At 67.8% G+C, this 20045-nt stretch carries 22 protein-coding genes; 9 read left to right on the top strand and 13 right to left on the bottom strand.

Annotated features, from left to right (window positions below):
• The first annotated feature begins 38 nt into the window (after nt 1-38).
• Nucleotides 39-407, top strand: coding sequence for a hypothetical protein (locus AC5Y7V_RS00305; RefSeq protein ID WP_499878072.1), 369 nt, complete (start codon nt 39-41; stop codon nt 405-407).
• A 117-nt stretch (nt 408-524) separates the two neighbouring features.
• Nucleotides 525-683 carry a hypothetical protein gene (locus tag AC5Y7V_RS00310; RefSeq protein WP_499878073.1) on the top strand — a complete coding sequence of 53 codons (159 nt, stop codon included), beginning with the start codon at nt 525-527 and terminating at the stop codon, nt 681-683.
• 18 nt (nt 684-701) lie between these two features.
• Here AC5Y7V_RS00310 and AC5Y7V_RS00315 read toward each other — a convergent pair whose 3' ends face one another.
• Genes AC5Y7V_RS00315 through AC5Y7V_RS00335 form a run of 5 tightly spaced genes read right to left on the bottom strand, consistent with a single transcriptional unit; the run spans nt 702 to nt 5835 of the window.
• On the bottom strand, nt 702-1928 hold the full coding sequence (locus tag AC5Y7V_RS00315; protein ID WP_499878074.1) for a cytochrome P450: 1227 nt from the start codon (nt 1926-1928) through the stop codon (nt 702-704).
• 31 nt (nt 1929-1959) lie between these two features.
• On the bottom strand, nt 1960-2865 hold the full coding sequence (locus AC5Y7V_RS00320) for a haloalkane dehalogenase (RefSeq protein ID WP_499878075.1): 906 nt from the start codon (nt 2863-2865) through the stop codon (nt 1960-1962).
• A 1-nt stretch (nt 2866) separates the two neighbouring features.
• The gene (locus AC5Y7V_RS00325; protein ID WP_499878076.1) at nt 2867-3352 is read right to left on the bottom strand and encodes an NUDIX hydrolase; all 486 of its coding nucleotides are present in this window, start codon (nt 3350-3352) and stop codon (nt 2867-2869) included.
• Between the two features lie 6 nt (nt 3353-3358).
• Complete coding sequence (locus AC5Y7V_RS00330) at nt 3359-4717, bottom strand: WS/DGAT/MGAT family O-acyltransferase (RefSeq protein WP_499878077.1); 1359 nt, start codon at nt 4715-4717, stop codon at nt 3359-3361.
• Between the two features lie 41 nt (nt 4718-4758).
• Complete coding sequence (locus AC5Y7V_RS00335; RefSeq protein WP_499878078.1) at nt 4759-5835, bottom strand: SDR family oxidoreductase; 1077 nt, start codon at nt 5833-5835, stop codon at nt 4759-4761.
• Nucleotides 5836-5990: 155 nt separating this feature from the next.
• Here AC5Y7V_RS00335 and AC5Y7V_RS00340 point away from each other — a divergent pair, with 155 nt between their 5' ends.
• The gene (locus tag AC5Y7V_RS00340; protein WP_499878079.1) at nt 5991-6782 is read left to right on the top strand and encodes a lysophospholipid acyltransferase family protein; all 792 of its coding nucleotides are present in this window, start codon (nt 5991-5993) and stop codon (nt 6780-6782) included.
• Here AC5Y7V_RS00340 and AC5Y7V_RS00345 read toward each other — a convergent pair.
• From AC5Y7V_RS00345 to AC5Y7V_RS00355, 3 genes are read right to left on the bottom strand one after another with little or no spacing between them, the layout of a single operon-like run.
• The gene (locus tag AC5Y7V_RS00345; RefSeq protein WP_499878080.1) at nt 6779-7159 is read right to left on the bottom strand and encodes a DUF1330 domain-containing protein; all 381 of its coding nucleotides are present in this window, start codon (nt 7157-7159) and stop codon (nt 6779-6781) included. The two genes, AC5Y7V_RS00340 and AC5Y7V_RS00345, sit on opposite strands and share 4 nt — an antisense overlap.
• A gap of 15 nt (nt 7160-7174) precedes the next feature.
• Complete coding sequence (locus AC5Y7V_RS00350) at nt 7175-8029, bottom strand: alpha/beta fold hydrolase (protein ID WP_499878081.1); 855 nt, start codon at nt 8027-8029, stop codon at nt 7175-7177.
• Nucleotides 8026-8859, bottom strand: coding sequence for an SDR family oxidoreductase (locus AC5Y7V_RS00355; RefSeq protein WP_499878082.1), 834 nt, complete (start codon nt 8857-8859; stop codon nt 8026-8028). Before AC5Y7V_RS00355 ends, AC5Y7V_RS00350 begins: the two co-directional genes overlap by 4 nt.
• A gap of 164 nt (nt 8860-9023) precedes the next feature.
• On the opposite strand from AC5Y7V_RS00355, the gene AC5Y7V_RS00360 reads away from it, so the two are divergent.
• Entirely contained in the window at nt 9024-10040 is a 1017-nt protein-coding gene (locus AC5Y7V_RS00360) for an AraC family transcriptional regulator (protein WP_499878083.1), read from the top strand.
• A 9-nt stretch (nt 10041-10049) separates the two neighbouring features.
• Here AC5Y7V_RS00360 and AC5Y7V_RS00365 read toward each other — a convergent pair whose 3' ends face one another.
• From AC5Y7V_RS00365 to AC5Y7V_RS00380, 4 genes are all read right to left on the bottom strand, one after another.
• Nucleotides 10050-11399 (bottom strand): WS/DGAT/MGAT family O-acyltransferase, encoded by a 1350-nt coding sequence (locus tag AC5Y7V_RS00365; RefSeq protein ID WP_499878084.1) that lies wholly within the window; start codon nt 11397-11399, stop codon nt 10050-10052.
• A 38-nt stretch (nt 11400-11437) separates the two neighbouring features.
• A complete protein-coding gene (locus tag AC5Y7V_RS00370) occupies nt 11438-12931 on the bottom strand; it encodes a flavin-containing monooxygenase (RefSeq protein WP_499878085.1) in 1494 nt (497 codons plus the stop codon).
• A 126-nt stretch (nt 12932-13057) separates the two neighbouring features.
• Entirely contained in the window at nt 13058-13486 is a 429-nt protein-coding gene (locus AC5Y7V_RS00375) for a hypothetical protein (protein ID WP_499878086.1), read from the bottom strand.
• A 76-nt stretch (nt 13487-13562) separates the two neighbouring features.
• Nucleotides 13563-14420 (bottom strand): SDR family NAD(P)-dependent oxidoreductase, encoded by an 858-nt coding sequence (locus AC5Y7V_RS00380; RefSeq protein ID WP_499878087.1) that lies wholly within the window; start codon nt 14418-14420, stop codon nt 13563-13565.
• Between the two features lie 94 nt (nt 14421-14514).
• Here AC5Y7V_RS00380 and AC5Y7V_RS00385 point away from each other — a divergent pair, with 94 nt between their 5' ends.
• Genes AC5Y7V_RS00385 through AC5Y7V_RS00405 form a run of 5 tightly spaced genes read left to right on the top strand, consistent with a single transcriptional unit; the run spans nt 14515 to nt 18554 of the window.
• Nucleotides 14515-15585: an NAD(P)H-dependent amine dehydrogenase family protein gene (locus AC5Y7V_RS00385; RefSeq protein ID WP_499878088.1), complete on the top strand. Its 1071-nt coding sequence runs from the start codon at nt 14515-14517 to the stop codon at nt 15583-15585.
• Entirely contained in the window at nt 15582-16076 is a 495-nt protein-coding gene (locus AC5Y7V_RS00390) for a VOC family protein (RefSeq protein WP_499878089.1), read from the top strand. The genes AC5Y7V_RS00385 and AC5Y7V_RS00390 overlap by 4 nt, the downstream gene beginning before the upstream one ends.
• A complete protein-coding gene (locus AC5Y7V_RS00395; protein WP_499878090.1) occupies nt 16073-16846 on the top strand; it encodes an SDR family NAD(P)-dependent oxidoreductase in 774 nt (257 codons plus the stop codon). The genes AC5Y7V_RS00390 and AC5Y7V_RS00395 overlap by 4 nt, the downstream gene beginning before the upstream one ends.
• Nucleotides 16843-17448, top strand: a complete 606-nt coding sequence (locus AC5Y7V_RS00400; protein ID WP_499878091.1) for a TetR/AcrR family transcriptional regulator — start codon at nt 16843-16845, stop codon at nt 17446-17448. The genes AC5Y7V_RS00395 and AC5Y7V_RS00400 overlap by 4 nt, the downstream gene beginning before the upstream one ends.
• Nucleotides 17445-18554, top strand: coding sequence for an NAD(P)H-dependent amine dehydrogenase family protein (locus tag AC5Y7V_RS00405; RefSeq protein WP_499878092.1), 1110 nt, complete (start codon nt 17445-17447; stop codon nt 18552-18554). Before AC5Y7V_RS00400 ends, AC5Y7V_RS00405 begins: the two co-directional genes overlap by 4 nt.
• A gap of 2 nt (nt 18555-18556) precedes the next feature.
• Here the strand turns inward: AC5Y7V_RS00405 and AC5Y7V_RS00410 are convergent, their stop codons facing one another.
• On the bottom strand, nt 18557-20026 hold the full coding sequence (locus AC5Y7V_RS00410) for a hypothetical protein (RefSeq protein WP_499878093.1): 1470 nt from the start codon (nt 20024-20026) through the stop codon (nt 18557-18559).
• Nucleotides 20027-20045: the final 19 nt, after the last annotated feature.

Here is a 20045-nt window from a genome sequence, read left to right on the forward strand (position 1 = left end):
GGCGTTTACCCGGGCCCGGGAGCGGGCACGCGAAAAGCATGTCAGTAACAGCATTTCAGGACCTTCCGCTGGCCGATCGCGACCGCAAGTGGGACGGCGGTGCCGCCGAAAAGCGGGTGCGCAAATGGGCCGGCGCGGAAGGCAAGCCGAACCAGAAATACCGGGACGCCCACATCTGGTACGACAGCGACAGGAAGGACAACTTCACCGGCTACAAGCTGCTGTTCGCCGACGTGATCGACGGCAAACTCAAGGCGGTTCCGCGGGGAGTGATGATCGCCGGGGCGATCATGGACGGTGCGCGTGGCGGCATCGATCTGCCGAAGGCCGACGTCGACCGCGCCAAGAGCCACCTGGCGAAGTACTACAAGAAGATGGACGAAAGCGCGCCGTGGGAGCGCGGCTGAACTCACCGTCCGCGGCGGTTGCCAGTGAGCAGGTTGTAGCAAGTCGATCATCGCGGGCAGCGTTGCCGCAACAGCGGTTTCGTACGGTGATGGCATGCTAGGACAAGAAGCACCTCAATGACTTGGTACTGCTGGGTCACCCAGGCGATCATGGTCATTGCCCTTACCGCACGTCACCTGAAATCGCACGGGACGGAACACGACCGGCCCGTGCCCACTTGGCCGGTGGTGCGCAGCGGGATCAACGACGAGACGTACCGCCAGCGCATCATGTGACCGTTCGCCCGGCGCGGACTAGACGGAGACCATCAGCTCCGACAGGCCGCGCAACGTGACGTTCGCCTTGTATTGCGGCTCGCCGGCCAGCCGGGCGCCGGGGAAGCGCGCGGTCAGCGCCGACAAGGCGACGCCGGCTTCCAGTCGCGCCAGCGGCGCACCCAGGCAGTAATGGATGCCGCGGCCAAACCCCAAGTGCCGCACGGTCCCTCGATCCGGATCGAAGGTGTCGGGCCGGTCGAACTCGGCGGGATCACGCTGGGCCGCGCCCAGCAGCACCATCATGATGTCGCCCGCCGGCACCTCGAGGTCCCCGATCGTCATGTCCGCGAGCGCGACCCGCCCGGCGAGCTGCACCGGCGGGTCGTAACGCAGGGTCTCCTCGACGATCGCCGGCGCCCGGCCGGGGTCGGCGCCCAACGCGGCCCAGTGAACGGGGTTGCGCAGCATGGCCAGGATGGCGTTTCCGATCAAATTCACGGTCGTCTCGTGTCCAGCGATCAGCAGCAGGTTGCAGGTGGAGACGATCTCCTCCTCGGTCAGCTGATCGCCGGACTCCTCCACCGCGATCAAGCCCGACAACAGGTCGTCGCCGGGCTCGGATCGGCGCCGCTCGACCAACTCGTGGAGGTATCCGCGCAGCCGCTGCACCGCCTGCATCCGCTCGTTCATCACGTCCGGCGGCACGCCGGTGATCGTCGAGAACGGGTCCAGCGCCTGCGCCAGCACCGCCGAGGCGCGGCTGAACAGCGGCTCGTCGTCCAGCGGCACGCCGAGCAGCCGGCAGATCACCGCGACCGGCAGCGGGTAGGCGAAGTCCTCGACGACATCGAACTTGCCTTTCTCGGCGATCCCGTCGAGCAGCCCGCCCACCAGGGCGCTGATTTCGGGCTGCAACGCGTTGACCACCTTCGGCGAGAACGCCTTGGCGACCAGCTTGCGCAGCCGGGTGTGGTCGGGCGGATCGAGGAACAAGAAACCCGGCGGGAACGTCCGGGGCTGCACGACGCCCTCCTCGAGCTGGCGCTTGGTGACCGTCGAGTTCGCGTTGCTGCTACTCGACGACGGGTGCCGCAAAACCTCGTCGCAGTCCCGGTACGCCGAGAAGACGACCAGCGTCGTCTCCGGCAGCACGATCGGTCCGTGGTCGCGGAACTGCGCGAACAGCCGGTAGGGGTCGGCGCGATTGGCCGGGTCGAGCAGCTGCAGCAGCAGGCCTTGCGATTCGGCTTGGGCGGTCGTCATCCCCACATTCTGCCCGCGCCGCGCGGGCGGTTCAGCGGCGCAGGAACTCGACGATGCGGTTGGCCAGTTCCTCGCCGGCGTCCTCCTGCAGGAAGTGGCCGGCCCCGGCGATCGTGGGGTGATCGATGCCCTGCGCGCCGCGCATCTCACGCTGGAAGATCGCGGCCATCGGCCCGGTGATGGGATCGCTGTCGCTGAACGCGACGAGCATCGGCGTCGGGCTCACGGACAGCTTGGCCCACGCCACCTTGTTGGCCGCCGCCGCGGGATCGTCCGGAGAGACGGGCACCAGACCGGGCATGGCGCGCGGCCCGGCGCAATAACTGTCGTCCGGGAACGGCGCGTCGTAGCCCGCGCGCACCTCGCCGGACAGCTCCTGGACGCACCCGCCCTGCACGAACCAGCCGATGTTCAGATTGGGAGCGACGGCGATCGCGTTGCGGAAGCGCCACCAGTCGTCGGCCATCGGCTGCTCGCCGTTGGGCAGCCCGGTGTTGGCGACGACCAGCCGGGCGAACCGTTCGGGATGCTCGGCCGCCAGCCGCAAGCCGATCAACCCGCCCCAGTCCTGGCCGACCAGGGTCACGCTGCGCAGGTCGAGGACGTCGAAAGCCACGGCGCGCATCCATTCGACATGGCGCGCGTAGCTGTGGTCCTCGCGGCGGGTCGGCTTGTCCGAGCGGCCGAACCCGACCAGGTCGGGGCAGACGACGCGATGCCCGGCGGCGGCCAGGATCGGGATCATCTTGCGGTACAGGTACGACCACGACGGCTCGCCGTGCAGCATCAGAACCGGGTCGGCGCCAGGCGGGCCGTCCTCCACCCAGGCCACCCGCAACGTCCCGCCGTCACCATCCGGGATCTCGCAATAGCTTGGGGCGTAAGCAAAGTCGGCCAGGTTGTCGAACCGCTCGTCGGGTGTGCGCAGTGTTTGCATGTCAATCCCCTTCGCTTAGGCCCGCCAACGCCGGGTGTGCCATCAATCGATCGAGAAATGGGCGCTGCCCCTTGAGCAGCTTGGTGCGCGCCTGCACCACCGCGAACCAGCCGACCCGGTCGACCTCGGGGAACTCCCGCATCCGGCCCGAGCCCTTCGGCCATTCGATCTGAAAGGTGTTGCTGTGCGCGTCGGTGACGTCGAGGTCGGCCCCGACGCCGAAGGCGGTGACGACCTTGCCGCTGGGTTGTTTCAGGGCGCCGAAGTCGAGTCGCGGTCCGGCCGGCACCGACAGCCCGAGCTCCTCGGAAAACTCGCGCTGCGCGACCGTCCAGGGGTCCTCGCCGTCGGTGTACTCACCCTTGGGTATCGACCAGGCCCCCTCGTCTTTGCGGGCCCAAAACGGACCACCGGGATGCGCGATCAGGACTTCGACGACGCCCTCGCGCGCCCGGTACAAGAGCACACCCGCACTGAGCGTGGGCATGGACGGTCAGACCCCGACGGCCCGTTCCAGATCCTTGAGCGACGACTCCAGGTGCGTGAGCAGGTGCTGCAGGTGCGGAACGCTGCGACGGCATCCGACCAGACCGAAATCGAGGTTGCCCGCGTTGTTCACCAGGGTGATGTTCAGCGCTTGTCCCTCCGGGAGCGCCGACAATGGGTAGCTGCCGTCAAGCCGCGCGCCGCCGTAGTACATCGGCTCCGCCAGCCCCGGGACGTTCGAAATGACGAGGTTGAACGGCGGCGGTGTGGACGAGATGAAACCCGGGACAAGCGCCAGGGTCAGCGGTGCCATGTACAGGGCCGATAACGCCAACACCTGCATTCGTGGCAGTTCGGCCAAGACTTTCTTGTTGCCGCGCATCGACCCGCTGATCGCCTGTATCCGCTCCGCGGGGTCCTCGACGTCGGTCGCGAGGTTGCACAGGATGCTGCCGACCATGTTGCCGCCGGCGTCGGCCTCCTCCTTCGAGCGAAGACTCACCGGAACCATCGCGATCAGCGGCGCGTCCGGCAGCGCATTCCGCTCGAGCAGGTAGTAGCGCAGCGCGCCCGAACACATGGCCAGCACGGCGTCGTTGAAGCTCACCCCGGCGGCCCTCTTGACGCTCAAGATGCGATCCGCCGGCCAGGACTGGGCGGCGCACCGGCGCGCGCCGCCTATCTTGACGTTGAACATCGTGTGCGGAGCCGCCATCGGCAGGCTCAACTGCTGCTCGATGAGCGCGGCGCGGGCCAGCTTCACCGTCGAAGGGGCAAGTCCCACAACGGATCCCGCCGCATTGACCAGCGACCTCAGCGGCGAGGAGCCGGCCGACTTGGGACGCGGTCGGCGCGGCAGGCTCCACATCGCCCGAACGTCCGGGTCGTCCGGGTCGATCGACAACGTGCGCTGCATCAACTTCATCGCCGAAATGCCGTCGATCAGCGCGTGATGCATCTTGCTGTACATGGCGAACCGGCCGTCGTCCAGCCCCTCCACCACGTACAGCTCCCAGAGCGGGCGGTGGCGATCGAGCAGGCTGGTATGCAGCCTCGAGGCCAGCTCGAGCAGTTCGCGGACCCGTCCCGGCGACGCCAACGCCGAGCGCCGAACGTGGTAGTCGACGTCGATCTCGTCGTCGTAGGCCCAGGCCATGGGGGCGATCCCGCCCATGACCGTCCCGGGATGTTTGCGGAACGTGGGCTGGAATTCGTTATTGGCGACCATGGCGTCGGTGAACTCCCGGACGAACTCCGGCCCGGCGCCCTCCGGCGGCTCGAACAGCGACAGACCACCGACGTGCATCGGATGCTCTCGGGATTCCGCGATAAGAAATACCGAGTCGGTGGGCGCCATCAATTCCATGCACCAATTAGACCCCCAACTGCGCGGGACGCGAAGGGCTGTTAGAACATCGCCGCCGAACCGACTTCGGGATGGCTGCGCATGTACTCGACCAGCCGATCCACGTAGCTTCCGAACGCGGGCACCTCGATGCCGCTGCCCTCGAGGTCGGCGCGGCAATGCGCGGTCAGGTACGTGGTGGGGTGCGCGAAGTAGTCGACCGCCTCGGGCGGGATCCGCATCAGGCGGTAGAGCCCCGGAACATGCGCCAGGGCGGCCTTGGCCAGGCTGCGCGGCAACGGGACCTTGATGAGCTCCTTGCCGGTCGCCTCGGCCAGCGTCCTCGTCATCTCGTCGACGGTGAGCGGACGCGGATCCGCCAGCTGGTAGGTCCGGCCCTCGGCGGCGGGGAGTCCGCTCAGATATCCGGCCGCGTCGATGACGAAGTCGCGGGGGACGACGTTCACGCGAGTTGCGGTCGGGTCGCCCACCATTGGCAGGATCGCGCGCCGACCCTGTCGCAACAGCCATTGCATGATGAAGTACGGTCCGTCGAACTTCTGCGTCTCACCGGTGCGGCTGTCGCCGACGACGATCGCGGGGCGGTAGATCGTCGCCGGCATGCCCGCGGACATGTGCCAGCGGACATCCGCCTCGGCGAGATTCTTCGTCTCCTCGTAGAAGTTGTTGAACGGCGCACCGACTTCGAGGTCGTCCTCGCCGAACGGCCCGGCGTAGCGACCGCTGACGTAGCACGTGCTGAAGTAGTGCAGGCGCGTCAGCATGGGGCAGCGCTCGAGTGCCTCGAGGACGTTTCGGGTGCCGTCGACGTTGACCCGTACCGCCACGTCACGGGGCACGGTCAGGTCGTACGCGGCGGCCAGGTGCCACGCCTCGGTGACCCCCACGAGGGCGCCCGCGGCGAGGCCCAGCCCCGGTCGGGTGATGTCGCCCTCGACCACCTGGATGCGGCCCTCCAGGAACGGGTCTGCGCTGCTGAGCTCGCCCACCCGTCGCTCCGCGAGCGTGGCGAACTTGGGCTGCACCAGGCAGATCGCCGAACTGTCAACGCGTTTGAGGATGCTCGGCAGCAGCGCGCTGCCGAGAAACCCGGGAAACCCCGTCATCAATACCGTCATCGCTGCACCTCGCCAGCCACGTTAGCGATGACCGGCGGCGTTCAAACGGGTCTTTAGTCCCCGCCATGCGGGGATTGCGGCTCTGCGCAGTCATCGCCGGCCGCGGGAGGATGACCCCACTGGAACACATGGCGCAATAGTCGGCGGGTGACGAAATGACATATCCCGAAACCGCGAAGTGGGACCCGACCTTCACCGAGATGCTGATCAACGCGGTGAACCCGGTCATCAAACGCTGGTTCCGCCCGGAAGTGCGGGGCCTGGAAACCTTCCCGCCGGCCGGCGGCGCCCTGCTGGTGTCCAACCATTCCGGCGGCGTGCTCACGCCCGATTGGAACGTGCTGGCTCCGGCCATCTACGGCAAGTTCGGCTACGACCGCCCTCTCTATACGGTTGCCCACTACGGCGTGTTCTTCACGCCGTTCCGCGCCGCGCTGGGACGCCTCGGCGTTATCCACGCCAGCCGGGAAAACGCCGGCGAAGCGTTGCGTTCGGGCGCCGTTGTGCTGGCCTTCCCCGGCGGCGACTACGACGCGTTCCGCCCGACGCTGAGGCAGAACGTCATCGACTTCGATGGCCGCACCGGATACGTGCGGACCGCCCTGGAGGCCGGCGTGCCGATCGTGCCGGCGGTGTCGATCGGCGGGCAGGAGACCCAGCTTTTCCTCACGCGCGGCAACTGGCTGGCGAAGAGGTTGGGGCTCAAGCGCTTTCGCATCGAGATCCTGCCGATCACGATCGGCTTCCCCTTCGGCATGTCGGTGTTCTTCCCGGCCAACATGCCGTTACCCACCAAGATCGTCTATCAGCTGCTGGAGCCCATCGACATCGCCGAGCGGTTCGGCGAGGAGCCCGACGTCGACGAGGTCGACGCCTACGTCCGCTCGGTCATGCAGGCCGCGCTCGATCGGCTGGGGCGCGAGCGCCGCATCCCCGTCCTGGGTTAGGCGACCGACCACGCGGAGGTGGCGATGAGGTCGCCACGCTCCAGCCCGGCCGCGCGGTGCTCGTGCACCTTGGCGTACTCGGGCGTCGACACCATGTCGAGGAACGCCTGCGGCGTCGGGTATTCGACGATGAGAATCGCGTCCCACCAAGGTCGTTCACCGTCGCCGATGACGACGGTCGGCGCCGCGCCGGCGTATCGGAGGGTGGCGCCGACGCGTTCGAGGTGCGGCGCGACCTCCTGCCCGTATCGCAGATACGACTCCAGGCCACCCGAAGCCTTGAACTTCAGCAGGTTGACCATCAGAACGGGTTGGTCCGCCGGTCGCGAGGTCAGCGCCGCGAACTGTTCCGTGGTGGGCTCCAACGTTGTGCTCACGTGAATCTCCTTGTCTTAGTGAGACTTCTGGACAGTCGTGCCGACCCGCTCACGCAAGAACGGCACCACTAAGCCGGCAACCCGGTCGGGTTGCTCTAGCCACGCCCAGTGACCGACACCGGGCAAGATTTCCACACGCGCGCGCGGGAACACCCGGCGCTGGCGTTCGGCCTGCGCGACCGGGATGTAGACGTCCGCGGCGCCGAAGACCACTAGGGTGTCTGGATCGAGGGCACGTAGCGGGCTGACGAGCCTGTCCATGTCCTCTTGGCGGGTGGAGCGGTAGAGCCGCAGCACCGCGCGCTTCGTCCCGGGCGGGAGCAGGTGCTCGGTGATCCGATTCACCCACTCCTCCGGTAGCCCGGGGTTGTCGTGCCCGATCACGAGGCGCCCAACGCGGCGGGTGGTGGCGCGCATCAGCAGTTCCCCGGCGACGGGAGCACGCCAGACTCGAGCCAGCCGGTGCCACCCGTAGTCGAGCAGCACTCCGGTGTTGATCAGCGTCACGCTGGCGACCTTTTCGGGATTGGCGGCGGCCCACGTCAGCGCCATCGGTCCGCCGAAATCGTGCGCGACCAGGTGCACCCTGGCGACGCCGACCTGGTTGATAAGTCCGCCCAGATGCGCGGCATAGGTGGCCAAGGTGTAGTCCTGGTCTGCTCGTGCGTCCGCCGCGCCGAACCCGGGCATGTCCGGTGCGACGACTGTGGCGAATTCGGCCACACGCGTCATCAGCGGTTCCCAGTCGGCGCCCGCGTCGGGATTCCCGTGCACGAAAACGACGGCCTCGCCGGCGCGGCCCGCGCCACCGATCAGCACCGGCGAGCGAACACCGTCGACCACAACCTGTCGGGTCTGCAATCCGGTCATAACCGCGCCTCCTCGATCTCGGAGTCCATCCGCTGTCGGTACGACTCGCGGGCGTCCGCGTCGGCATGCGCCATGATGACGTCCGCCTTCAGCGCCCGCTTGATTCGATCGGCGATGGCGGGCGGGCTGCCCGCGATCAACCGGGCAATCGGCCCAAGTTCACGCGGAACGAACACCTCTTCGCGTCCGCCGTGGATGGCATCGACGATCGCGGCGGCCACCACTTCGGGACCGACAATCCTTGTGCCCCTTGCTTTTCTGAAGCCACTGATCATTTCGGTGCGGATCAGCCCGGGCATCACGATGGTAGTGCGGACCCCCGTGCCGCGGGTTTCGGCCCGAACGGCGCGGGTGAAGCCGACGACCGCGTGCTTGGTGCCCGCGTAGGTTGCCGCGCCGGCGGGCGCGATCTGTCCGGCCGACGACGCCACGTTCACGATGTGGCCGTGACCGCGGGGAACGAATCGGCGCAATGCCAACCTGGTCCCGGTGAGCACGCCGCCGAGGTTGATGTCCACCATCCGTTGAGTGTCGCGGGGATCTTCGTCGATGAACAGACCGATCGGAGCGACGCCGGCATTGTTGACCAGGGCGTCGAGGGGTCCGATGCGCCTTTCGGTCTCGGCAAGGAACGCGTCGAAACTCTGCGGGTCACGCACGTCGAGCGGCAGCCCAATGGCCCCTTCACCCAGCTCGTCGGCGACCCGTGCGACCAGGGAGCCATCGATGTCGCCGATGACAACGGACATGCCCTCGCGCAAGCAGGCCGCGGCGGTGGCGCGACCGATGCCGCGGGCCCCGCCCGTGATGGCGACGCGTTGATTCGACATGCGTTCTCCTGATGGGGATTCGGGTTTGTTGCTCGATTTCACTATGCGCCCTCAGCCAGGCCCCGGTCTTGACACTTCAAGACAAGCTTTTGACAGTTGACGACACGCCGTGGGACTACCTTTGACCCTTGACAGGGCGGCGTCATCCGCTGAGGGTCATCGATATGTCCGTGGTGCGCGGGACCGCGCTCTCGAACTACCCGGGCCTGGTCGCCGAACTGGGTGGTGACCCGGTCGGCCTCCTTCGCCAAGCGGGCGTCCGGATCCAGGACGCCGGCAACTACGACGCGTTCATTTCCTACCTCGCGGCGATAAATGCGATCGAGTCCGCCGCCCAGGCCACGAACACACCGGACTTCGGGCGACGGCTGGCGGAGCGGCAGGGCATCGAGATTCTGGGGCCGGTCGGCGTGGCCGCCCGCACCGCCGCCACAGTGGCGGACGCCCTGGGAATCTTCGGAACCTACATGGCGGCCTACAGCCCGGTCATCGCCCTCCGCGTCACGCCGCTGGGCGACGCGCAACGGTCGTTCGTGACACTCGACTTTCTCTTGGACAACCCGCCGCCGCACCCGCAGACCACGGAGCTGTCGCTGGGTGTCTCGCTACGGGTCTTCCGGCTGCTCATGGGTGCCGATTACCTCCCACTGAAGGTGCATCTGCCGCATGATCCGCTCACGCCCAAAGCCGACTACCTGCGGTATTTCGGATGCACACCCGAGTTCGCCGCGCGGGCGGCGGGTTTCACGGTGCGGACGGCCGACTTACACCGGCCATTGCACCGCGATGACGTCGCCCATAAGGCCGTCGTCGAATATCTGAACGCCATCACCCCTCGAGATGCCGGGATAGTGGAATCGGTGCGCATCATCGTTCGCCAGCTGTTGCCTACCGGAACTGCCACGCTCGAGTTGGTTGCCGACCAGTTCAACCTGCACCCAAAATCGCTGCAGCGCAGGCTCGCCGAGGAGGACACAACGTTCGCGGCACTCGTCGATCAGGTCCGCAGGGACATCGCCGACCGGTACCTGCGCAACACCGGCATCAGCCTCACGCACTTGGCCCGTGAGCTCGGCTACGCCGAACAGAGCGTGCTGACCCGCTCGTGCAAACGCTGGTTCGGGACCGGGCCGGCCGCTTACCGGAGTCGAATCCGCACGCCGGCGATGGCGCGGGCTTGACGTCACTTTTCACAGCCCTGCGCAACGCTCCAGATCCTTGAGCGCCGTCTCCAGATGCCCGAGCAGCCGCTGCAGGTGCGGCACGCTGCGACGGCATCCCACCAGCCCGAAGTCGATACTGTCGCCACTGCTGGTCAACGTGATGTTGAGCGCTTGCCCATTGAGCGCAATCGACATCGGGTAACTGCCGTCCAGCCGGGCACCCTTGCAGTACAAGGGCTCCCGCGCGCCGGGCACATTTGAAATGCAGACGTTGAACGCCGGCGGGGCCGCCTTGGCGAAGCCGGGCAGGCTGGTGATGACGGCCGGGCTCAGCAGCAGCAGCGACAGCGCCATCGCCTGCGCGCGGGGCAGCTGCGACATCACCTTCTTGTTAGCGCGCATCGACGCGTGGATGGTCTGCAGGCGCTCTGCCGGGTCATCAAGGTCGGTGGCAAGGTTACACAGCACCGCCCCGACCATGTTGCCGCCGACCGAGTCGCCGTCGTTGCGCAAGCTCACCGGGACCATTGCGACCAGCGGCGCGTCGGGCAGTCCGTCGTAATCGAGGAGATAGGCGCGCAGCGCACCCGAGCACATGGCAAGGACCACGTCGTTGACGCTCACGCCGGCGGCGTTCTTGATCGCCTTGATGCGGTCCAGGGGCCACGACTGTGCGGCACACCGCCGCGCGCCCCCGATCGGAACGTTCAACATGGTGCGCGGCGCCCGCAGCGGCAGCGTCAATTGCTGTTCGAGCAGCGCGGCGCGCGCCAGTCGGAGCGTCGACGGAGCCGCTGCCGCAACGGATCCCAGCTTGCCGGTGATGCTGCGCAACCGAGTGCCGCGGTGCAGGCCGGGGGCGGCCGCTGCCTCCGGCGGTGACCACGGCGCCCTGAAGTTTGTGTCCTCAGGGTCGGTGGTCAGCGACCGCTGCAACAGCGTGAGGGCCGATATCCCATCGACGAGCGCATGGTGCATTTTGGTGTAAACCGCGAAGCGCCCGTCGCTCAGACCATCGATGACGTGCGTTTCCCACAGGGGACGGTGGCGATCCAGTGGGTTGCCATGCAGCCGTGACGTTAGCTCCAGCAGTTCGCGGACCCGGCCCGGTGCCGGCAAGGCAGATCGCCGAACGTGGTAGCCCATATCGATGTCATTGCCCGACGACCACCCCACATTGACGAGCGCACCGTGAAAGGCCATGGGGCGCTTGCGGAAGATCGGCGCCACGTCGTCGCACTCCAGCATCGCCCGGTGGACATCGCGGACAAAGGTGGGTCCCGCATCGGTGGGCGGGGTGAACAGCTGCAACGCGCCGACGTGCAGGGGGTGCTCCCGGGTCTCGGCCGACAGGAACAGCGCGTCGAGCGGCGTCATGAGTTCCACGGTGTGCTCCTCGGTTTACGAAGGGACGGTTATCCGGCCAGCGCCGGCTCGAGCGCGCCGGCCGCTGACGGGCTGGCGAAGCACAGGTTCTCGTCGTCGACCGGACCCTCGCGCAGCGTCTTGTAGTCGCCGCGGTAGTCCATGGAGGTCCGCCACGGCCCCTCGGCGCCCTGGCGCGGGAACTGGTCGACGGACCGCTTGACGTAGCCGGCGGTGACCTCCAGGAGCGGCTTGGTCGGCATGGACCCGGGCAGCCGCGGGTAGCAGACGGTGTGGCCGTACGCGTCCATGTGGGCCAGCAGCCGGCAGAAGTGCTCGCATATCAGCCCGACCTTCAGCGTCCACGACGAGTTGGTGTAGCCGAACACGTAGGCGAAGTTGGGGACGTCGCTGAGCAGGAAGCCCTTGAACGCCACCTTGGCCGACATGTCGACGGGGACACCGTCCACCGAGAAGCTGATCCCGCCGAAGGCCAGCAGGTTCAACCCGGTGGCGGTGACGATGACGTCGGCTTCCAGTTCCCGCCCGGACCGCAGCCGGATCCCCCGCTCGGTGAAGGTCTCGATCTGGTCGGTGACCACCGAGGCGCGGCCCTCGCGGATGGCCTTGAACATGTCGGCGTCGGGCACCGCGCACAGCCGCTGGTCCCACGGGTCGTAGGAAGGACGGAAGTGCTCGTCGACCGGGTAGCCCGCCGGCAGCTGCCGGGCGTTGAGGTAGCGGATCAGCCGGCGTGCGGCACTCGGGTACTGCTGGCAGAACCGCCACACGAGCCGTTGCTTGGCGACGTTCTTGCGCCGCGTGATCGCGTAGGCGCGGTCGCGGCCGATCAGCTTGGGCAGGGTGTTGGCGATGCGGTCCTCCGACGGCACCGGCACGATGTAGGTCGGCGAGCGCTGCAGCATGGTCACGTGCCCGGCGGTCTCGGCCATGGCGGGCACCAGCGTGACGGCGGTCGCGCCGCTGCCGATGATCACCACCCGCTTGCCGCGGTAGTCCAGGTCCTCGGGCCAGTGCTGCGGGTGGACGATTTGTCCGGCGAACCGCTCTCGCCCCGGGAATTCCGGGGTGAACCCCTCGTCGTAGCGGTAGTAGCCGCTGGCGCAGAAGAACCAGCCGCAGCTCATCGTGATGCGTTCGCCGTCGCGCTCGATCTCGACCAGCCAGCGCGCGTCCTCGGTGGACCAGGCCGCGCTGATCACCTTGTGACCGAATCGGATCGACTCGCGGATTCCGTTCTCGGCGACCGTCTCGCGCAGGTAGGCCATGATCGCGTCGGCGCTCGCGATCGCCTTCTCGTTCTCCCACGCCTTGAACTCGTAGCTGAAGGTGTGCAGGTCGGAGTCGGAGCGAATTCCGGGGTACCGGAACAGGTCCCACGTCCCGCCGATCTCGTGGCGGGCCTCCAGAATCGTGAACGTCTTGCCCGGCTGCATGGTCCGCAGGTAGTAGGCGGCGCCGATGCCCGAGATGCCGGCGCCGATGATCAACACGTCGACGTGTTCGATGCTGCTGGAGTTCATGGTGCTTCCTTGACTGTGGTGTCCGGGCGGTGGCTTACCGCTGCATCCACTGTGCGGCGGCAAGCGCCCCCGGGTCTTGACAGTCGAGGACAACCTTTTGACATTTCCGGACATCACCGGAAGGGGCTATCCGACGGGCATGATCCCCGCGTTGGAGATGGAAAAGCCGCGGCCGGAGGTCACCTTGCAGGTGATGCCGCTGGGTTCCGACCGGCAGCTGAACGGGCCGAGCCAGGCGGTTTGGCCGTAGGGCAGGGTGGGCGTGCCCTCCCCCGCGTTGCCGAGACAGGTCTCTCCCGTGCAGCTCTTGAACGTCCCGTCGGTGGACAGATGCACGGACTGCGGCGGTGCCGTCGACTGGCAATACGCTTCGTCGGGAATGTCGTGGCCACGTTGATAGTCCATCTCGCAGCCGATGTTGCGCGACGGGGACAGGAAGGAACACCACGTCTGGCTGCAAACGGGATTGTCCGCGGCGGCCGGAGGCGCCCCGACGCAGCCGACCAAGGCGAATCCGAGCGCGGCGCCCATTGCGGCGGCGACTGTCCGATGCACGATGCCTCCCCGGGGCTCACCGAGCCGTTGGCGTGTCCGCAACGTAGCAGACCGGCGCCGGTCGAGGGAGAGATTTCTACAGCAGGTCGGTGATGGTCTTCAGGCCCGCGTCGTAGAGCACGCCGGGCAGCATGCCGCCGTCGCATTCGATGGTGGTGCCGTTGACGAAGTCCGCGTCCCCGCCGGCCAGGAACACACAGACGCGGCCCACCTCCGCCGGTTCCCCCGCGCGGCGCAACGGCACTGCGGCGAAGTACTTTTCGCCGGTCGGGTCGTCCTTGGGCAGCACGAACGACCGGAAGTTCTCGGTCATCGTCGGGCCCAGCGCGACGCAGTTGACCCGAACCTTCGGCCCCCACTCCTCGGCCAGCGACCGGGTGAGCTGGTTCAGCCCGCTCTTGGCCGCGCCATACGAGACCAGTGTCGGAGATCCGGCCGGGTGTCCCGCGCCGCTGGAGATGTTGATGACGCAGCCCACGCCGTCCTGGGTGCGCATCTGCCGGTAGGCGCGGATCGCGAACCAGAGCGGGCTGATGAGGTTCATCTGCACGGCGAACGCGTGAAACAGCGCCGTGCGCTCGTACTCGTCGTCGCTGCCCGGTGCGCCCTGAATGCGTGAGACCAGCGCGGGAATGCTTTCGGCGTGCGGCGCTGGCACCGTGCCGCCGGCATTGTTCACCAGAATGTCGATGCGTCCGTGGGTGGCGACGACGTCGGCGACGAACGAGTCGATCGAGCGGTAATCGCCTTGATCGCAAACCTTTTGGGAAGCGCGACCCGCCCAGTCGTCGTCGATGTCCGGGATGTTGTCCAGCGGCGAGCGGGAGCAGCCGATGACCGTGGCACCGGCGCGCAGCAGCTCGTGCGCGATGCCGACGCCCACGCCGCGGCTGGTCCCGGTGACGATCGCGATCTTGCCGTCGAGCACGCCCATCGGCCGCCTTCCCATGCTTCATTGACAGTGACTGTCAGCGGGTCATACTGTGCCATTTCAGGCGTCGGCGTGTAAAGCACTCGGGAGGTCACAGGTGAGCATTCGGGTCATCCAATGGGCGACCGGGGGCGTCGGCAAGGCCGCCATCGCGTGCGTGGTGAACCATCCGCAGCTCGAACTCGTCGGGTGCTGGGTGCACAGCGCCGGCAAGGACGGCGTCGACGTCGGCGAGATCGTCGGGTCCGCGCCCCTGGGGGTCACGGCGACCACCAACGTGGACGACGTGCTGGCCCTCGACGCGGATTGTGTCGTCTACAGCCCCCTGATCCCCAACGACGACGAGGTCATCGCGATTCTGCGGTCCGGCAAGAACGTAGTGACCCCGGTCGGCTGGGTATACCCCGACCCGGACAACCCGCGCCACCAAGCCGTCGCCGACGCCGCGCTCGAAAGCGGTGTGACCCTGCACGGTTCGGGGATCCACCCCGGCGGCATCACCGAACGATTCCCGCTGATGTTGTCCTCGCTCTCCTCGGCGGTCACCCATGTGCGCGCCGAGGAGTTCTCCGACATCCGCACCTACAACGCGCCGGACGTGGTGCGCCACATCATGGGGTTCGGTGGCACCCCCGAGGAGGCCATGCAGGGGCCCATGGCCAGCCTGCTCGAGGCGGGTTTCAAGCAGTCGGTGCGAATGGTCGCCGAGCACATGGGCTTTCGCATCGAGCCGAACATCAGGACCATCCAGGACGTCGCGGTGGCGACCGCCGACATCGACTACGCGCCGTTCCCCCTGACCCCGGGAACGGTGGCCGCACGCCGGTTCCGCTGGCAGGCCCTCGTCGACGGCGAGCCGGTCATCACCGCCGCGGTCAACTGGCTGATGGGCGAGGAAAACCTGGACCCGGCCTGGGATTTCGGTGGGCGCGGCGAACGCTTCGAGGTCGAGATCACCGGCGACCCGAGCGTGAGCCTCACCTTCAAGGGACTGCAGCCGGAGACCATCGCCGAAGGGCTGGTGAAGAATCCGGGTGTAGTGGCCACCGCCAACCACTGCGTCAACGCCATCCCCGACGTCTGCGCCGCCGGGCCGGGCATCAAGACCTACCTGGACCTGCCCCTGTTCGCCGGGCGCCCCGCTGCCAATCTCGCGGAGACGCCGTGACCGCGCTCAACGACGTGTCGTTCTGTCACCTCGTCGTCGGGGTGACCGACATGGACCGCGCGCTTGCGTTCTACCGCGACGCGCTCGGCATGGACGTCGTCTTCGAGACCCTGATCTCGGGTGAGCCCTTCGACGCCGCACTGCACGCGAAGCGAAAGCAGGAGGGCCGGGTGGTGGGCGGCCTGCTGGGCGGGCTGATGGTCGAGCTCCTCTCACTCGGCGCCAAACCCGACGCCGAGAAGCCGCGGCGCGGCATCACCGGCATCCACAACGTCTCGCTGCGGGTGCCCGATCTCGACGACGCGCACCGCCGCATTGCCGCCGCCGGCTACCCGCCCGACCAGGAGCCGTTCGAAATAGGCGGGGTGCGAATGTTTTTCGTCCAGGATCCCGACGGGACACCCGTCGAGTTCATCGAGCTGCCCGACGGCGCGCGCAGCACCTATGAGATGCACCGCGGCGTGCCGCTCCAGTTGGGGCCGGTGCGATGAGCTATTCACATCCCGACTCGATGCGCGGCCACGTCGCGATCGTCACCGGCGCCGCGCAAGGCGTCGGCAAGGGCATCGCCGCCGCCCTGCTCGAACGCGGCGCGTCGGTGCTGCTGGTCGACATCCAGGACGAGGTCCTGAACGCGACGGCCACGGAGCTGAGGGAGTTGGGGCGCGTCGAACAGCTCGTCGCCGACTTGCGGGACCCGGCAACCGCGCCGCGAACGGTGGCGGCCGCGGTCGAGGCGTTCGGCACCGTGCACGGCCTGGTGAACAACGCCATCGCCACCAACGAGCCCAAGCGATTCATCGACATCACCACCGAGGACCTGGCGCTCGGGTACGACGTCGGGCCCCGCGCCACCTTCCTGCTGATGCAGGCCGTGTACCCGCTGATGCTCGAGGCGGGCGGCGGGTCGATCGTCAACCTCGGCTCCGGCACCGGCACCGGCGGCGAACCCAAGTGGGGCGGTTACGCCGCCGCCAAGGAGGGCATCCGCGGGCTGTCCAAGGTCGCCGCGCTGGAGTGGGGGCGGGACAACATCCGAGTCAACGTCATCTGCCCGTTCGCCGAGTCTGACGGCGTCAAGGCGTGGAAGCAGTTCGCGCCCAACGACTATGCGAAGGCAGTGGGACGAGTCCCGATGAAGCGCATCGGCGACGTCCGCACCGACGTGGGCGCGCTGGTGGCGTTCCTGCTCAGCACCGACGCCACATTCATCACCGGCCAGACGATCCAAGTCGACGGCGGAATCGGCTGCTTCCGTTGAGTCAGTCGTTGCGGGAACGACAGCGCGCCCAGATCCGGGCCGACATCAGGCGCGCGGCGTTCCGGCTGTTCATCGAGCGCGGCTACGACGCGGTGACGACGGAGGAAATCGCCTCGGCCGCAGGCGTTTCGGCGCGAACCTTCTTCCGGCATGTACCGACCAAGGAGGAACTGCTACTCGCACCACTGCGCCACGGTGGCGCCGCGATCGTCAGCCTCCTCGAGGAGCGGCCCGCCGCCGAATCACCCGACGTCGCGCTGGTCAACGCGATCGTCTTCCGCACGCGGTCATTCGACCCGGCCGACTGCGAGGAGTGGCGCGAGGCGCTGCTGGTGGCGCCCGGCCTGCTCGACAAGGTCACGCTGCACACGCCCGCCGACAAGGAGCGGGCGACGAGGCTGATCGGCGAACGGATGGGCGCCAATCCCGACACCGATATCCGGCCCGGCCTGCTGGTCCAACTCGGCTTCGCCGCAGGCGATTTCGCGTTTCAGCGGTGGGTGCGCCAGTCGAACAAGAAACCGCGCCCGCTCGACCGCTACGTCACCGACGCCGTCGAGGCCATCAAGAGTCCGCACTGGAAAAGGAAGCCGAAATCGTGAACGACACGTACAAGGTCGCGGTCTGGGCCACCGGCGGGGTGGGAAGGTACGCGATCCGAACCATCACCGACCGCCCCAACCTCGAGCTCGTCGGGGTATGGGTGCACTCGGACAGCAAGAATGGCAAGGACGCCGGCGAGCTCGCGGGCATCGATCCGGTCGGCGTCGCCGCCACCCGGGACGAGTCGGTGATCCTGGGCGGCGACGCGGACTGCGTCGTCTACGCGGCGCCCGCGCCACCCCGGATGAAGGAAGCGATCGGCGACCTGTGCCGAATCCTGGCCGCCGGAAAGAACGTGGTGACGACCGCGATACCCGGGCTGGTGTACCCGCGGGGCTCGCTGCCCGCCAAGGTGACCGATGCGATCCGCGGCGCGGCCGAAGCCGGTGGCAGCTCGTTGTTTTCCAGCGGCATCGAGCCGGGCTTCGGCGCCGACCTGTTCCCCATCGCGCTGATGTCGATGTCGCACAAGGTGTATTCGGTGCGCGGCATCGAAATCACGAACTACTCCGAGTATCCGGCCGAATACGACATGCGCGAGCTGTTCGGCTTCGGCCAGTCGCTGGACTACCAGGGCGGGTTGATGATGCCCGGCGTGCTGCGCTGGGGCTGGGGCGCCGCCGTCACCATGGTCGCCGAGGCGCTCGGGGGGGAACTCGACGACATCCGCGAGACGTGCGAGTTCCTGCCCACGCCGCGCGAAATCCCCACCGCCTTCGGCCTTGTCGAGGCGGGCACGGTCGGCGCCACCCGGGCCCGCTGCATCGGCGTCGTCGACGGCGTCGACGTCATCACCATCGAGCACGTCGACCGCATCGCCGACGACCTAGCCCCGGACTGGCCGAAGGGCCGGACCGGCGGGACCGACGGCATCTGGCGCGTCATCATCGACGGCGAACCGAGCTTTGACGCCGAGTTCGAGGTGGGGCATCGGCCCGGCGACAGCCACAACGATCACGGCCTGCTGGCCACCGGCATGCGCGCGGTCAACGCCATCCCGTGGGTCTGCGCCGCCGAGCCCGGAATCGTTGACGCGCTGCACCTTCCGCTCACCTCACCGGTGGGAGCGCTGCACCCGCACCGCGACGGAATCTCGGCCTTCTGAGGTCAGAAGCTGTCGTTGCCGCCGCCGGAGTCAAAGCCTCCGCCGGAGTCGAACCCACCGCCGAAGTCCGACCCGCCCGAGTCGAACCCGCCACCGGAGTCCCAACCGCCACCGAAACCGGCGTCGCCACCGCCGGAGTACGAGTCGCCGCCGAAACCGGTGTCGCCGCCGCCCGAGTACTGGTAATTGCCGTCGAATCCGACATCGCCCTGCTGGCTGTCGTAACCGCTGTCGTAGCCGCCCTGGCTGCCGTCATAGCCCGAATTGGCCAGGGCCGAATCCCGCCCGTCCTCGAACCCGCGGTCGTAACTGCCGCCCCAGTGGTCGTCCAGCAGGGCATCGATCAGCAGAACGTTGGCGACGGCCCAACCCCAGCCCGGACCCCAGAACGCGTACGGGTAGTAGCCGGGGTAGAAGAACATCCCGTTGTGGTAGCCACCCGGGTAGTAATTCCCGTAACCCGGCTGCGGGGTGGTGCTGTAGTTGTTGTTGTTGATCGTCACGACCTGCCCGGTGTCCGGGTTCCTGGCCTGCACCGTGGCCTGCTTGCGGTCCTGGGGCGGCACCGACGTCACGGCGTTCACATTCGGGATCGCGGCCGGGTTCAGCTTGCGGTTGGCCTTGTCGACGGTGGCCTGCACGGCCCGCAGGTGCGCCCGTGCGGCGGTGTAGTCGCCCGCCTGGTACGCCTTGCGGGCATCGGAGAGGCTGGAGTTGGCCTTCAACGCCTCGGCGCTGACGTCGGTCTCGGCGTTGGTGACCACCGCGCTATCGAGGTCGGCCACTTCGGATTCGGCGGCGATCAACTGTTCCTTGATCCGCTCTCGCGCCTCGGCATCCTTGCGGCGCTTGCGGTTTCGGCTCACCGCGAACCAGATCGCCAGCCCGACGCCGACGAAGGTCAGCAACAGCCACAGCCAGGTCCAGCTGGTGTGCTTGGCGGTCCCGACGGGCGAGGTCGTCACCGGCCCGCCCGACGCGACGCTCGCCCCGGCCAGCTTGCCGACGAAGTCACGGGTCGCGCCGTCGGGGTCGTTGCGGTGCGCCCGGGCGGACTGGTCCAAGAAGGAGTTCACGCTGTCGGCGATCTCCCTCGGCACGTTGTAGGCCCGCACGTGGTAGCCCTTGGCGTCGATCACCAGGATGACGCCGCTGAAGCCGGGATCGCGGCCCACGATGATGTTGTGAATGGCGTCCGCCGTCGTCACGCCGCTCTGGGCGGGCGCCACCGCGGCCACCCACAGCCGGGGCGCCGAGCTCCACACCCACCTACTTGTCAGGATCTGGTCGTTCAGCCTGTCCGGGTCCTGCAGGGGCGGTCGGGCCGCCGGGTCGGCCACGACGTGCGTCTGCGCGTTGAACCTGTCCACCACCTGCTCGGTGTAGCCGTCGGCCGACGCCGACGGCGCGAGCAGCATCGCCAGGGCCGAGATGAACGGGATCACAAGGATCCGGCCGATTCGTCGCGTCACTTTTCTCCCGCCTCTGGCA

The organism is Mycobacterium sp. NGS34 (assembly GCF_059812845.1).